Here is a 13,586-nt window from a genome sequence, read left to right as displayed (position 1 = left end):
CCGCCGGGTGCGGGGCGGGTGATATCCGGAAATCCGCATCGCGTTGTGTTATCCGGAAAACGTAATAGTCAGTCCTTCCCACCGCCGCGGACGAGCTCGAGTCCGGCCCCGGCGAACTGCCGCAGGGTGGCATCCGGTAGGAACGCCCGCGTGAGCGCGCCGCCGATGCGGGTGAGATCGCTCTCGTCGCGGAACAGGAGGTACATGGTCTCGTAGCGCGGGTGGAACTTCTGCTTGAAACGGTGCAGTGAGCCGAAGCCGTAGACCGGCTCCAGGGCATCCGCGAGTCGCTCGCTCAGCGCGGCGATCACACCGGCATCCGGCGGATAGTCGTGGGCGAGGGGAGCGCCGGAGAGCGACATGATCTCGGCCCCCTCCTCGGAGAACTGCTTCGCTGAGGATCCGATGAGATATTCCATCACCGGGCCGAACCCGCCGTCGCGGCGGCGCATCAGATCGAGCGTCCACCCGCGCACCGCACCGTCGCCGCCGTACACGGGCAGCCACGAAAGGAACCCATCGATGTCGCCGTTGGGGGCGACGGCCAGCGCGAGGCGCACCTCCGGGTCCTCCGCCTCATCGAGCGTGCCGAGGGTGAAGCGCATCTCCGGCAGATCCTTGTCGCCGACCCAGGCTTCGGAGATCGCCCGCAGCTGCTGCTGCACACCCCAGGACTCGGCCTTCAGGTGCGTCATCCGGAAGGTCATGTCGTCGCGGCCGGCTCTGTTGAGTGAGGTGCGCACGGAGTTCCACCGCTTACCCGTGAACTCCAGCCCCGGCAGGTCGACGATCGTGTCGTCGGCCACGACGATGATGCGCCAGGTCGAGGGCACGGCGGCCCGGGTGGCCTCATCGGCGCTGAAGAAGCACGGCACGAGACCTGCCTGCTCAGCGGTGCGGATGAACTCCGTCACGGCCTCGGCGCGAGAATCCGCCGGGCCGATCGGGTCGGCGAGCGCCAGAGCCACGCCGTTGCGCCGCTGGTACGCGACGATGCCGCCGGTCACCCGGGCGTAGCTGTTGCCGTCCCAGGTCGTCATCCACGACAGGGTGCCTCCGCCGTGCGTGCGCAGCTCCTTCTTCATGTCGTCCGCCGTGGGGGAGGGCTGGATGCCGAGCTTCGTCTTGCGCCTGGCCCCGAACGCCCGGCGCACCCAGATGAGGTAGACGAGCATGACCAACCAGAGGAAACCGTTCGCCAGGGAGAGCTCGGTCTCGCCGTCCCAGCGGAAGTCGACCTGGGCCTGGCTGAAGACGGTGATGAGGGTGAGCACGAGCGCCGCGACCAGGACGTTGAAGAGGCCGAGCAGCAGTGCGAGCACCCAGGTCCAGCGGCGGCCGCGGCGCAGACCGTTCACGAGCACCAGGATCACGACGACGTCGATCGCGAGGTCGATGAAGCCACCCGATGCGGGTTCGGTCGGGCCGAACGGGCCGTCGGTGGGGAGGAGGGTCGTGATGATCTCGACCGCGCCGAGCACGAGGATGGCGATCACCGCGATCAGCCTCTGCTCGCGGACGGTCGTGTGCCGCACGCGCAGCGAGCGGTCGACCACGAGGATCAGCAGCACGGCGAGCAGGTGCTCGAGGTCGGCGATCTTGCCCCAGAACAGCATCGCGATGAACACGAAGCCGAGCAGGATCAGCCAGCCGCGCACCCGCCACGGTGGGCGGAACAGGCCGACGGCCGCGGCGATGCAGGCCATGGTTCCGCCTGATGCTCCGACGTCGAGCGCCTGCGCCTGGGTCGTGGCCCACTCCCAGGGGAACTGCGAGAGCAGGAGGAGCAGCAGCGCGGTGGCGAAGATCGCGAACAGCTGACCGATCCAGTAGTACGCGAGTGCGACCCGCGATCCGCGCCGGAACTCCAGGTACGCCATGCCCCAGAAGCCGGCGATCGTGAACACGTAGACCCACGGCTGGTTCACGAAGAACGTGCCGGTCAGCGGGGTCCACCACTTGCCGTCGACGAGGTTCGGCAGACCGTAGGCCACGGTCGGGAACAGCTTCGTGTCCTCGAACGGTGCCCAGAGCCCGTTCCACATGACCCCGACGATGAGGATCAGCAGCGCCATGATCAGCGTCGCCGGGATGCGGCGGACGACGGCGATGGCCGGGTGGGGCGTGGGGGAGCGCTCCTCAGTCATGCGCTCAGCGTAGCGAGGGGGCTCCGTGCTGTGGCTACTCTCCGCGCAGCACCCGGCGGAGGTCCGCGATCTCGTCGTTCGTCATGCCGCCGCTGCGCAGGTAGCCCGAGACGTCGCCGTGGTTCGCGTCGATCCACTCCAGGGCCGCCTCGATCGCCGAGGCGGGAGACTCGGTCGCCAGCGTCTTGAGGGCGGGAGTGAGGGGGACGCCGAGGGAGGTGATGAGCGCGGTGAGAGCCTCGGCGAAACCGAGAGCCAGGTTCTTCTCCGTCTGCCTGTAGTCGTCGACGATCACCTCGCGCGGCACGCCGGCGACCGACAGCAGGATCGCCGCGGCGAGTCCGGTGCGATCCTTGCCCGCCGTGCAGTGGAACAGCACTCCGGGACGTTCGGTGCGAGAGGCGGTGAGCACGGTGCGCGCGACGGTCGCGAACTGCGCGGCGCTCGCCTCGAGGATCGCCACATACAGCCCCTCCAGCGTCGGCACCTGCTTCAGCACGTCGGCGACCTGCGTGACCGACAGGCTCGCGCCACCCGCCGCGGGAAGCAGCCGCTTCACCATCTCGTCCATGGCGCCGCCCTGCATCGGCAGGGGCAGCAGGGTGACGCTGCCGTCTTCGGGAAGCCGGTCCGCCGCGCGGGAGCGCTCGCCGTCGGTGCGCAGGTCGATCACGGTCCCGATGCGGAGGTCGACGAGTTCCTGCAGCCCCTCGTCGGTGAGCCCTGCGAGGGCGTCGGAGCGGAAGAGGAGACCGGAGGCGAGGGTTCCGCCGCCGGTGAGCGGGAGCCCGGTGAGCTCTCGAGCGTTGTGCGTCCCCTGCAGAATCGACGTCAGTTCCATGGTCGTCCGGGCCCTCTCCCTGATTTTGGTCTCAGCGTATCGGGAGTGCACATCCGGCGTTCTCACCGTTTCGGGGTGGGCGTGGACGTTTCGTCCTGTGCTGCACATATACAGGTATGGAGCGAATCGAGGAGAACGAGATGCGCGGCATCGGGGATGACGATCTGGACCGCGCGCTGCAGGTCGCGGGCGAGCTGATCGCGCCGCGAACGCCGGAGCTGGAAAGGGAGCTGGCGAGGCTCTCGGTCGCGACGAGAACGCGTGGTCGGCGAACTCGGTCCCATCGGGTCGGAGCGATCGCGGCCGCCGGTGGTGTCGCCCTCTTGTTGGCGGGCGGCGCAGCGGCCGCGGCCACAGGCCTCTGGCGGCCGTGGGCGGAGACGCCGGACGGGACGTTCACCTATGTGCTGCCCAGCGGGATCGAATGCGAGGAGCGGGTGGGCGAGATCACGGCAGAGAATCCCGAGGTGCGCGCGGCGATCCAGAGCATCTTCCGGGACACCGACGTCGTCGCGGCGGCTGATCCCGTGCAGTGGGAGCGTCGGCTGGAAGCGCAGCCCGACGTCACCGAGACCGCCCGCTCGTGGATCGAATCGGGCCGCACCACCCTCCCCACAGTCGACGACGTCATCGCGCAGATGGCCATGTCGCGCGCGGTGAACGACGTCGTCATCACCGAGCTCGAGGAGCGCGGGTTCGACCCCGAGCGGTCGGACAACATGATCGCCTCCTCCGGGCAGGCGATCTGCACGGAGGAGGGCCGGTGAACCCTGTGTCGGGAGGGGGCGCCCGAGCCCGTGCCCTCGATTGCATCTCGGCATGCTCGCCGGATCTGCTGGCGTATTTCGAACGGAGAACGGCGAGCGCTGACGCCGCCGATCTCCTGTCCGAGACGATGCTCACGGCATGGCGGCGTATCGACGACCTGCCGAAGGACGACATCGAGGCGCGGATGTGGCTGTTCGGGGTCGCGAGGCGGATCCTCGCGAACGCCGAACGGGCATCCGTGCGGCGGTGGAAGCTCGCGGAGCGACTGCGGGGCCACCTGGCCACCCATCCGCACACGCACGACGATGCCCAGGCGATCGATGTGCGTGATGCGGTCCGCCGGCTCCCGGACGATCTGAGGGATCTGATCGGGCTCGTGCATTGGGAAGGCTTCACGCTCGAGGAGGCGGCGCGCATCATCGGCATCCCCGCGTCCACGGCGAGGGGGCGGTATCGGAATGCCCGGCGCCGGCTCGCTGACATGCTGCTGTCACCCCAGGCTGCCGGCTCAAGCGCCTCGGCCTCCGAGGGCGCCTGAGCCGGCGTGCCGTGTCAGCCGTTGACGGCCTTCTCGATCGCCTGCTCGAGGTCGTCCCACTCCTGCAGCTCGACCTTCCGGCCGTCGACGAAGAACGACGGGGTGCTGCTCACCTCGAGCTGCTCGCCGTCGCTCTTGTCGGCCTGCACGCGTTCCGCGGTGGCGGGGTCGGCGATCGCGGCGTCGTAGGCAGCCATGTCGAGGCCCAGGTCCTCGGCGAAGCCACGGAACACCTCTGGTGTCTCCTCGGGCTGCTCGCCCCACTGCGCCTGGGTCTCGAACAGCCGGTGATACATGTCCTCGAATCGGTCCTGCTGCGCCGCCGCCTCGGCGGCGAGGGCGGCCTGGGTGGAGTTGATGTGCCCCGGCAGCGGGAAGTAGCGGACGACGTAGGTGATCTCGCCGTCGAACTTCTCGCGCAGCTCTTCGACGATCGGGTAGAACGCCCCGCACGCCTCACACTCGAAGTCGAGGAATTCGACCACGGTGACGGCGCCCTCGCCGCCGTCGTCGAGCACGTGCGAGTCGGTGCGCACGGTCGGCCGCTCCTCGCCTTCGGGTGGTGCGGTGGTCGCCTTCTGGTTGAGGGCGAACACGATGCCGACGATCAGCAGCACGATGGCGACGGCGATGGCGATCAGGGTCGCTTTGACAGAGTTCTTCATGGGGTCTCCAGACACAGGGGTACGACGGGGAAGGATGCCGCGCGAGGCGGCTCGCTGCACGCGTCGGGGTCAGGTACGGGAGATCGAGAGCTGTGTCAGGGAGAGGGCGGGGACGACGAGGCGCGGGCCGGCACGGCTCGGCGTCGTAAGGCGGGGAGCGCGGGTGCCGAGGGGCCGGGAGCCCCGACCGCGAAGCCGGAGGAACAGCAGCACCAGTGCGACGCCGCACAGCACGGCGAGCACGCAGACGCCGATGTCGGAGGAGAGCACGTCGATGGCCGTCGCGCTGTCGGGGCCACCGCCGGCGGACACGGTGTCAGTCGGAGACGAGACGCCGGACGCGAGGCAGAGGGTGGCGTGCACATCGGCCGGGCCGTGGGAGCTGGACCAGGCGCCGATCACCAGCAGGAGCGCGAGGCCGACGGCGGTGATCGCGCGGGCGATCAGCGTCCGATCAGCCCGCGCTCGCAGCATCCGATCCGGCGGTGAGGGCAGCATTTCCCGCGCAGTCTAGCAACGGTGCCTCTGTCTCTCCGGGGCCGGGCCACCGCTGACACGCCTACACTGGAGGGGTGGCGAGACTACTGATCGTCGGCGGCTTCCTCGCCGCCGTGTTCTGGGTGTACAGCATCGTCGATTGCGCAGTGCAGCCGGCGACGCGGCACCGGGGTGTGTCCAAGGCCGCCTGGATCGCGATCGTGGTGCTCCTCCCCGTGATCGGTGGAATCCTCTGGTTCGTGATCGGCCGGCGCCGTGCGAACGATTCCGGTACCCGCCCCGTCATCGCGCCGGACGACGACCCTGCGTTCCTGCGCAGCATCAGCAAGACCGAGCAGGATGCGCGCATCCGCCGCCTCGAAGAGGAGCTCGCCCGTCTGGACGAGGAGACCGACGAGCCTCCCGCCTCGGACCCGCGCCCGTGACGTCGTCGCCGGCGATGGAGGCCGCGGCTTCCCTGATCGCCGACCTCGTCGCGAACGGTGTGCGCGACATCGTGCTGTCGCCGGGCTCGCGCTCGCAGGCGCTCGCGCTCGCCGCCGTGCGCTTCGCCGATGACGGGCACGTGCGCGTCCACGTGCGCATCGATGAACGCGTCGCCGGGTTCACCGCGCTCGGGATCGCCCGGGAGACGGGTGTGCCCGCTGCCGTGATCTGCACCTCGGGCACGGCCGTCGCCAACCTGCTTCCCGCGGTGCTGGAGGCGTTCCACTCCGGTGTCCCGCTGCTGCTGCTGACCGCCGACCGTCCGCCCGAACTCCGCGGCGTCGGAGCGAATCAGGCGACGCGCCAAGAAGGTCTCTTCGACCCCTGGGTGCGTGACCAGATCGATGCCCCGGTGCCGGGGGACGGTGAATGGGCCGGGCTCGCCGAGCGTGCTGTGGCGGGCGCGATGGGAGCGCGCGAGGTCGATGGCGCGCTGCCCGGCGTCGCGGGCCCCGTGCACCTCAACCTCCCCGCCAGGGAACCGCTCTCGGGCGACCTCACCGCGATCACGGCAGCCCCGGGCGACGCGCCCCGTCCGCTCGCGGAGGAGCCGTTCGCACTCGAGCGCGGTCCGCGCACCGTCGTGATCGCGGGCGCCGATGCGGGAGCGGATGCCGAGGAGGTCGCCCACGCAGGAGGCTGGCCCCTGATCGCCGAGATCGTGAGCGGTGCACGCTTCGGGCGACAGGTCGTGCACGGCTACCGTCGGCTGCTGTCGCGCGACGAGCTCGGCGGGCGCATCGAACGGGTCGTCGTGCTCGGCCACCCGACGCTCAGCCGTGAGGTGGCAGCACTCCTCGCCCGTGCGGATGTCGACGTGATCGCGATGCGCGGGGGTGGGGAGGATCTGAACCTCAACCACCGCACCCGTGCCGTCGGCGCCGTATCCGTCGCCCCCGGCCCCGCCGATCGCGCCTGGCTCGGCGACTGGCTCCAGGCCTCGGCTGCCGAGGTCGTCGACCTGAGCGAGGACGCCCCCGACCCCGACGGGTTGGCCTCCACCGACTTCGCCGCCCGCAGAGAAGCCGTCAAAGCCGAGCTCGACGCCGTCCGCCGCCCGCTCGACCGTGCACTCCTGGTCGACGCCGTGTGGCGGGCCACCTGGCCGCACGACCGGCTGGTGTTCGGCTCTTCGCGGCTGGTGCGCGTCGCCGATCAGGTGCTCGGCGGCAAGAAGGTGCCCGTGCACGCCAACCGCGGACTCGCCGGGATCGACGGCACCATCGCGACGGCGACCGGCATCGCACTCGCCAGTCAGGCGGCCGGAGCCCCCGGTGTGACGAGGGTGCTGCTGGGTGATCTCGCCTTCCTGCACGACATCGGTGCGCTGCTGCTGCCTCCGGACGAGACCGAGCCTCGGCTCCAGGTCATCATCGGCAACGACGGCGGCGGCACCATCTTCGATTCCCTGGAGGTCGCAGGGTCCGCGTCGCCGGCCGACCTCGATCGCGCTTTCTACACCCCGCACACCGTGCGCCTGGAGCACCTCGCGTCGGCCTACGGCTGGGAGTACCAGAGGGTCACGACCCGCACGGCGCTCGACCAGGCGCTGACCACTCCGCGCGGCGGCCGTCAGATCATCGAGGTGCCGCTGCCGCGTTGACTGGCAGGATGTGCGTATGGACGCGCACCGCTGGACGCAGACGCTACGAGTGGGCGAGGGATTCCGCCTCGCCGATCTCGACCCCGACACCAAGCCCGGATACGTCGGCGGCAAGTCGCACGGCGCCCGAGACCTCGCGGCGGGGCTCGAGAAGCTGAACGATCTGCAGGAGAGGTTGTTCGCCGAGAGCCGGGTCGGGGTGGCGAAGGATGCCGTACTGCTGGTGCTGCAGGCGATGGACTCGGCCGGCAAGGGCGGGATCGTGCGGCACGTGGTCGGCGGGGTCGATCCCCAGGGCGTCGCGCTCGCCGCGTTCAAGGCGCCGACACTCGAGGAGCGCAGCCACGACTTCCTGTGGCGTATCGAGAAGCGTCTGCCGGAGCCGGGCTTCATCGGGGTGTTCGACCGCTCCCACTACGAAGACGTCCTGATCGGCAAGGTGCGCGAGCTGGCGGACGCCGCGGAGATCGAGCGCCGGTACGACGCGATCAACGAGTTCGAGGCCCGCGTCGCGGCATCCGGCACCCGCATCATCAAAGTCATGCTGCACATCTCGCCCGAGGAGCAGAAGGAGCGGCTCATGGAGCGGCTCGAACGCCCGGACAAGTACTGGAAGTACAACCCCGGCGATGTGGACGAGCGGATGCTGTGGCCGCAGTACATGCAGGCGTACCAGACCGTGTTCGACCGCACCTCCACCGAGGCGGCCCCGTGGCACGTGATCCCGGCGAATGCCAAGTGGTACGCCCGCCTCGCGGTGCAGGAGCTGCTGCTCGCAGCCCTGGAGGACATCGACCCGCAGTGGCCGGTCGCCGACTTCGACGTCGAGGCCGAGAAGAAGCGCCTCGCCGCGAGCTGAGCGCGCTCAGGCCAGCGCGTCGACCAGCGGCCGGAACTTCACCCGCGTCTCGAGCAGTTCGCTCTCGGGGTCCGAGCCCGCGACGATCCCTGCGCCGGCGTATGCCGTCACCCCGATCTCCCCGGATCCTGCCGTGAACTGTGCGCAGCGCAGGGCGATAGCCCATTCGCCGTTGCCCGCGGCGTCCACCCAGCCGACCGGGCCGGCGTAACGGCCGCGGTCGAAGGGCTCGAGCTCGCGGATGGCGGCGATGGCCGCGGGCGTCGGGGTGCCGGCGACGGCGGCGGTCGGATGCAGCACCTGCACCAGGTCGAGCGCCGATTCGCCGTCGGCGAGCTCGCCCTCGACGTCTGTCGCGAGATGGAAGAGGTTCGGCAGCTTCAGAAGGAAGGGCTGCTCGCTCGCGGCCAACGCCCGGGTGTGGGTGCGGAGCGAGGCGAGCACGCTCTGCACGGCGTACTGGTGCTCGTCGAGATCCTTCGTGCTCGAGGCGAGGTGGGAGGATGCCGCGGTGTCGGCGTCCGCATCCGCGCCCCGGCCGATGGTGCCGGCGAGCACACGAGCGGTCACGGTGCCGTCGTGCACCGTGACGAGGGTCTCCGGGCTCGCGCCGATCAGCCCGTCCACGGCGAAGGCCCAGGTGTCGGGGTAGCCGGTCGACAGGGCACGCACGAGACGGCGCAGGTCCGACCCGGCCGGGACGCTGCCGGTGAGGTCGCGCGCGAGCACGACCTTGCTCAGCTCGCCGTCGGCGATGCGGGTGAGCGCGCGGCGCACCGAGTCCTGGTAGCCCTGCGGTCTCTGGGCTCCCGGGCCGACGGTGCCGGCCCAGTGCGGACCGTACGGCTGGGTCGCGAACGGCTCCTCGGAGACGGGCGATGCGGCGAGGCGGATGCGGGTCTCCCAGAACCGATCGCCGTGGCGCCCGAGCACCTGACTCGGCACGACGAGCACGCTGTCGGCCGCCGACTCCTCGTCGAAGGCGAACGCGCCGAAAGCCACCAGCCCACTGCCGGGCAGGCCCACGGGGTCGGAGATCTCGGCCTGTGCCACCATGCCTCGCCAGGCGTTCGCGAGCGCCGCAGTGCGCGACAGTCCGGCCGCCGACGGCTGACGGACCTCGGCGAGCGGTTCGCCGACCGCGACGATGCCGTCTCCGCGCCGCAGCCAGGCGAGCGGGCGGGCGGGATCCGCGTAGGCGAGGAGGTCTTCGACCGGGTCGATCTCTCGGGTCTCCACGACCAGGTGGGTGGTGTGCACGCATCCAGCCTATGCCGCTCTCACGGCACGGATCTGCGCCGACGTAGGGTGAACGGATGAGCGCTGCACGCCCCGCACCCGGCACCGAGATGGTCTTCCAATGGCGCAAGTGGGACGGGTCGCCGCACTGGCGGCACGAGTGCGTGTATCTCGGCGCCGACGAGTGGGGCGACTGGATCGGGCAGCCGGTGGGTTGGCACAGCTTCCGGCCCGGGGCCGAGTTCCATGCGGGCGGACCCAACGTCACGCTCGTTCCGGCGAGCGGCGACCACGCCGTGACGGTGAACCGTCGCCACCGCCGCGGCATGCGGATCTACATCGACCTGGGGTGGGACATCCACTGGTCCGACGACCCGCTCCTCGCGACCGGCATCGACATGGACCTCGATGTCGTGCGCGTGGCCGGGGCCCGGGGCACCTGGGTCGACGACCGCGACGAGTGGGCCGAGCACAGCGTCCGCTACGGCTATCCCGTCGACGTCATGGAGCATCTCGAGACGCTCGCGCTCGACCTGGAGGATCGGGTGCGCGCGCAGGTCGCACCGTTCGACGATGCCACCGCCGATCCGTGGCTCGACCGCCTCGAAGCCCTGGGCCTCGCGCCTAGACTGAACGCGTGACTTCGAACGAGAAGAACCGCGCCGATCTCGGCAAGGACCCCGCCCGCGTCAGCGGCATGTTCGACCAGGTCGCCGCCGGGTACGACCGCACCAACACGGCCATGACCTTCGGCAACGACGTGCTGTGGCGCGCGGCGACCACCCGTGCGGTCGCACCGAAGCCGGGGGAGCGGATCCTCGACCTCGGGGCAGGTACCGCGTCGTCGTCGGCGTCGCTCGCCCGCAGCGGTGCTGACGTCGTCGCGGCCGACTTCTCGCCCGGGATGCTGGCCGAGGGCGAACGTCGCCACGGTGCGATGCGCAACCTCTCGTTCGTGCAGGCGGATGCCACGGCGCTGCCGTTCGCGGATGCCGAGTTCGACGCGGTCACGATGTCGTACGCGCTGCGTAACGTCAACGATCCGAAGAAGGCGCTGCGCGAGCTGTATCGGGTGACCAAGCCCGGCGGCCGGCTCGTGATCAACGAGTTCTCCACGCCTCCGGCGAAGCTGTTCCGCGGCGCATACCGGTTCTACAACGCGCAGGTGCTGCCCCGTGTCGCCCGGGTGGCAGGCACGAACGGCGACGCGTATGACTACCTGAACGAGTCGATCCGCGAGTGGCCCGACCAGAAGAAGCTGTCGGCCTGGATCCGCGAGGCGGGGTGGGGCGACGTGGCCTACCGCAACCTCACGTTCGGCATCGTCGCCCTGCACCGAGCGCGCAAGCCCGCGTGAGCGCCGTGCACGCAACTGCGGCATCCCGGCGCAGGTAGGCTGGGACCGTGACTTCGAGCCCCATCGCCCCGGGTTCGCGGCTGGCCAGCCGTCTGGGGTTCAGCGACCGCGTGTTCATCGGCCCTGCCGCACGCAAGGTCGCGCGCGCGATCGAAGACGGCCTCGAGCTCGTCGAGACCGGCCTCGCCCAAGACGTCCGGGTCGCCGACCCGCTGGCCGATGCGGCCAGCCGCTATCTGTACGAGGCGGGCGGCAAGCGCATCCGTCCCGTGCTTACGCTGCTCGCCGCCCAACTCGGCGACGGCAACACCTCCGAGGTGATCGATGTCGCCAAGGCGCTGGAGATCACCCACCTGGGCTCGCTGTATCACGACGACGTCATGGACGGCGCCGACCGCCGTCGTGGCGTGCCGGCGGCGCATGCCGTGTGGGGCAACAACATCGCCATCCTCACCGGCGACATCCTCTTCTCCCGCGCCAGCCAGCTGATGTCCCGGCTCGGTGAGCGCGCCATCCGGCTCCAGGCCGACACGTTCGAGCGCCTGGTCCTCGGTCAGATGCACGAGACCCTCGGGCCGCAGCAGGACGACGACCCGATCGCGTTCTACATCCAGGTGCTCGCCGACAAGACCGGCTCTCTCATCGCCGCCGCCACGCAGGGCGGTGTGATCTTCTCCAACGCGCCGAGCGAGTACGAGGAGCCGCTGCGCATGTACGGCGAGAAGATCGGCGTCGCGTTCCAGCTGCTCGACGATGTGATCGACCTGTCGGCCAAGCCCGAAGAGACCGGGAAGGTGCCGGGTACCGATCTCCGCGCCGGCGTCCCGACCATGCCGTACCTGCTGCTGAAGGCCGAGCCCGATGACGCCGCCGTCGACCTCGCGGCGCGCATCGATGACGGGGTGGCCCTCATCGCCGATGGCGCCGACCCCGCGATCCTCGACGGCCCGCTCGACGAGCTGCGCGATCACCGGGTGACGCAGAAGACCCTCGAACTCGCGCACGCGTGGACGCGGGATGCCGTCGACGCGCTCGCACCGCTGCCGCGTGGCACCGTGCGCGAGGCGCTGACCCGATTCGCAGAGACCCTCGCCGAACGCTCCAGCTGATCGCGCGCGACCGTCGGGTCGCGCGCCGGTTGCGTCGGCATACGAAAGGACCTCCCATGACCAAGCTCAGACTGGCCATCGTCGGTGCGGGCCCCGCCGGCATCTATGCCGCGGACATCCTGCTGAAGGCCGAGCGCAAGTTCGACGTCTCGATCGACCTCTTCGAACAGCTCCCTGCTCCGTACGGACTCGTGCGTTACGGCGTCGCCCCCGATCACCCTCGCATCAAGGGCATCGTCAACGCGCTGCGAGACGTGCTCGACCGCGGGGACATCCGCCTGTTCGGCAACGTGCGCTTCGGTGAGGACATCACCCTCGACGACCTGAAGAAGCACTACAACGCCGTGGTCTTCGCGACCGGCGCGATCCGCGATACCTCGATGGAGATCCCGGGGATCGATGCGGTCGCCTCCTACGGTGCCGCCGACTACGTCAGCTGGTTCGACGGACACCCGGACGTGCCGCGCGAGTGGCCGCTGGATGCCGCATCCGTCGGTGTGCTCGGCAACGGCAACGTGGCGCTCGACGTCGCGCGCATGCTCGCGAAGCACGCCGAGGATCTGCTCGTCACCGAGGTGCCGGCCAATGTCTACGAGGGCCTCAAGGCCAGCGAGATCACCGACGTGCACGTCTTCGGTCGCCGCGGCCCGGCGCAGGTGAAGTTCACGCCGCTGGAGCTCCGCGAGCTCGGCGAGCTGCGCGACGTCGACATGGTCGTCTACGACGAGGACTTCGACTACGACGAGGCCTCGAAGGATGCGGTCGCCAGCAACAAGCAGGTCATGGTCATCGACCGCATCCTGCAGTCGTGGCGCAAGCGCGACTCGGTGAACAATGCCGGGGGCGCGGCCTCGCGCCGTCTGCACCTGCATTTCTGGGCGCGCCCTGTCGAGGTGCGCAAGGACGAGAACGGCCGCGTCGCGGCACTCGTATACGAGCGCACGCAGCCCGATGGGCAGGGCGGTGCGGTGGGAACCGGGGAGCTGCGCGAGGTGCCGATCCAGGCGCTGTACCGTGCGATCGGATACTTCGGCTCGCCCCTTCCCGGTGTGCCGTTCGACAAGAAGCACGGCGTCATCCCGAACCGTGAGGGCCAGGTGCTCGCGAAGGACTCCAACGAGCGGGTCTCCGGCATCTACGCAACCGGGTGGATCAAGCGCGGCCCGGTGGGTCTGATCGGGCACACGAAGTCCGACGCCATGGAGACCGTTCGGCACATCATCAACGACCAGGGCTCCTGGTGGCACCCGGAGGACCCCTCCGAAGAGGCCGTCGTCGAGCTGCTGCGCGAGCGCGGCGTGCGCTGGACCGACCTCGAGGGGTGGCACCGTCTCGACGAGCATGAGATCTCCCTCGGCGCTCCCGAGGAGCGCGCCCGCGTCAAGGTCGTGCCGCGCGACGAGATGGTGCGCGTCTCCCGGGGCGAGTAGGAGGTTCGCCTCCGCCGTCCCCTGGTCTCGTCGGCTAGCCTGGCGA

General features: G+C 70.1%; 14 protein-coding genes. 9 read left to right on the top strand and 5 right to left on the bottom strand.

Going from position 1 to position 13,586, the window contains the following annotated elements; translation table 11 throughout:
- Window positions 1-68 precede the first annotated feature (68 nt).
- Both CQ034_RS06975 and CQ034_RS06970 read right to left on the bottom strand, forming a co-directional pair.
- Complete coding sequence (locus CQ034_RS06975) at window positions 69-2,147, bottom strand: bifunctional lysylphosphatidylglycerol flippase/synthetase MprF (protein WP_105710459.1); 2,079 nt, start codon at window positions 2,145-2,147, stop codon at window positions 69-71.
- 34 nt (window positions 2,148-2,181) lie between these two features.
- Entirely contained in the window at window positions 2,182-2,988 is an 807-nt protein-coding gene (locus tag CQ034_RS06970; protein WP_105710458.1) for a tyrosine-protein phosphatase, read from the bottom strand.
- A gap of 140 nt (window positions 2,989-3,128) precedes the next feature.
- Between CQ034_RS06970 and CQ034_RS06965 the strand changes: the two genes are divergently transcribed.
- Together CQ034_RS06965 and CQ034_RS06960 are read left to right on the top strand one after the other, a co-directional pair.
- Entirely contained in the window at window positions 3,129-3,755 is a 627-nt protein-coding gene (locus CQ034_RS06965; protein ID WP_146114813.1) for a hypothetical protein, read from the top strand.
- Window positions 3,752-4,294, top strand: coding sequence for an RNA polymerase sigma factor (locus CQ034_RS06960; protein ID WP_258134115.1), 543 nt, complete (start codon window positions 3,752-3,754; stop codon window positions 4,292-4,294). The genes CQ034_RS06965 and CQ034_RS06960 overlap by 4 nt, the downstream gene beginning before the upstream one ends.
- Before the next feature lie 14 nt (window positions 4,295-4,308).
- Here the strand turns inward: CQ034_RS06960 and CQ034_RS06955 are convergent, their stop codons facing one another.
- Together CQ034_RS06955 and CQ034_RS06950 are read right to left on the bottom strand one after the other, a co-directional pair.
- Window positions 4,309-4,959, bottom strand: coding sequence for a thioredoxin domain-containing protein (locus tag CQ034_RS06955; protein WP_105710456.1), 651 nt, complete (start codon window positions 4,957-4,959; stop codon window positions 4,309-4,311).
- 69 nt (window positions 4,960-5,028) lie between these two features.
- Window positions 5,029-5,457, bottom strand: a complete 429-nt coding sequence (locus CQ034_RS06950; protein WP_258134114.1) for a hypothetical protein — start codon at window positions 5,455-5,457, stop codon at window positions 5,029-5,031.
- 74 nt (window positions 5,458-5,531) lie between these two features.
- Between CQ034_RS06950 and CQ034_RS06945 the strand changes: the two genes are divergently transcribed.
- Genes CQ034_RS06945 through CQ034_RS06935 form a run of 3 tightly spaced genes read left to right on the top strand, consistent with a single transcriptional unit; the run spans window position 5,532 to window position 8,405 of the window.
- Entirely contained in the window at window positions 5,532-5,882 is a 351-nt protein-coding gene (locus tag CQ034_RS06945; RefSeq protein WP_029260899.1) for a PLD nuclease N-terminal domain-containing protein, read from the top strand.
- A 14-nt stretch (window positions 5,883-5,896) separates the two neighbouring features.
- On the top strand, window positions 5,897-7,546 hold the full coding sequence (menD, locus tag CQ034_RS06940) for a 2-succinyl-5-enolpyruvyl-6-hydroxy-3-cyclohexene-1-carboxylic-acid synthase (RefSeq protein ID WP_105710594.1): 1,650 nt from the start codon (window positions 5,897-5,899) through the stop codon (window positions 7,544-7,546).
- Window positions 7,547-7,562: 16 nt separating this feature from the next.
- Window positions 7,563-8,405, top strand: coding sequence for a PPK2 family polyphosphate kinase (locus CQ034_RS06935; RefSeq protein ID WP_105710454.1), 843 nt, complete (start codon window positions 7,563-7,565; stop codon window positions 8,403-8,405).
- A 6-nt stretch (window positions 8,406-8,411) separates the two neighbouring features.
- On the opposite strand, the gene CQ034_RS06930 is transcribed toward CQ034_RS06935, so the two are convergent.
- Window positions 8,412-9,665, bottom strand: a complete 1,254-nt coding sequence (locus CQ034_RS06930) for an isochorismate synthase MenF (RefSeq protein WP_105710453.1) — start codon at window positions 9,663-9,665, stop codon at window positions 8,412-8,414.
- Window positions 9,666-9,721: 56 nt separating this feature from the next.
- Here CQ034_RS06930 and CQ034_RS06925 point away from each other — a divergent pair, with 56 nt between their 5' ends.
- The 4 genes from CQ034_RS06925 to CQ034_RS06910 are packed head-to-tail and all read left to right on the top strand — an operon-like array spanning window position 9,722 to window position 13,540.
- Complete coding sequence (locus CQ034_RS06925) at window positions 9,722-10,285, top strand: hypothetical protein (protein WP_029260903.1); 564 nt, start codon at window positions 9,722-9,724, stop codon at window positions 10,283-10,285.
- Complete coding sequence (locus tag CQ034_RS06920) at window positions 10,282-11,001, top strand: class I SAM-dependent methyltransferase (RefSeq protein ID WP_105710452.1); 720 nt, start codon at window positions 10,282-10,284, stop codon at window positions 10,999-11,001. The genes CQ034_RS06925 and CQ034_RS06920 overlap by 4 nt, the downstream gene beginning before the upstream one ends.
- Before the next feature lie 47 nt (window positions 11,002-11,048).
- Complete coding sequence (locus CQ034_RS06915) at window positions 11,049-12,110, top strand: polyprenyl synthetase family protein (protein WP_105710451.1); 1,062 nt, start codon at window positions 11,049-11,051, stop codon at window positions 12,108-12,110.
- Window positions 12,111-12,166: 56 nt separating this feature from the next.
- On the top strand, window positions 12,167-13,540 hold the full coding sequence (locus tag CQ034_RS06910; protein ID WP_105710450.1) for an FAD-dependent oxidoreductase: 1,374 nt from the start codon (window positions 12,167-12,169) through the stop codon (window positions 13,538-13,540).
- The last annotated feature ends 46 nt before the right edge of the window (window positions 13,541-13,586 follow it).

The organism is Microbacterium sp. MYb45 (assembly GCF_002979655.1).
Lineage (GTDB): Bacteria > Actinomycetota > Actinomycetes > Actinomycetales > Microbacteriaceae > Microbacterium.
This window is presented reverse-complemented; position numbering and strand designations above follow the sequence as displayed.

Bases quoted from the DNA above. Each gene is read 5' to 3' on its own strand.
- CQ034_RS06975 (WP_105710459.1), bottom strand. From the start codon at position 2,147: ATGACTGAGGAGCGCTCCCCCACGCCCCACCCGGCCATCGCCGTCGTC.
- CQ034_RS06970 (WP_105710458.1), bottom strand. From the start codon at position 2,988: ATGGAACTGACGTCGATTCTGCAGGGGACGCACAACGCTCGAGAGCTC.
- CQ034_RS06965 (WP_146114813.1), top strand. From the start codon at position 3,129: ATGCGCGGCATCGGGGATGACGATCTGGACCGCGCGCTGCAGGTCGCG.
- CQ034_RS06955 (WP_105710456.1), bottom strand. From the start codon at position 4,959: ATGAAGAACTCTGTCAAAGCGACCCTGATCGCCATCGCCGTCGCCATC.
- CQ034_RS06950 (WP_258134114.1), bottom strand. From the start codon at position 5,457: ATGCTGCCCTCACCGCCGGATCGGATGCTGCGAGCGCGGGCTGATCGG.
- menD (WP_105710594.1), top strand. From the start codon at position 5,897: ATGGAGGCCGCGGCTTCCCTGATCGCCGACCTCGTCGCGAACGGTGTG.
- CQ034_RS06935 (WP_105710454.1), top strand. From the start codon at position 7,563: ATGGACGCGCACCGCTGGACGCAGACGCTACGAGTGGGCGAGGGATTC.
- CQ034_RS06925 (WP_029260903.1), top strand. From the start codon at position 9,722: ATGAGCGCTGCACGCCCCGCACCCGGCACCGAGATGGTCTTCCAATGG.
- CQ034_RS06910 (WP_105710450.1), top strand. From the start codon at position 12,167: ATGACCAAGCTCAGACTGGCCATCGTCGGTGCGGGCCCCGCCGGCATC.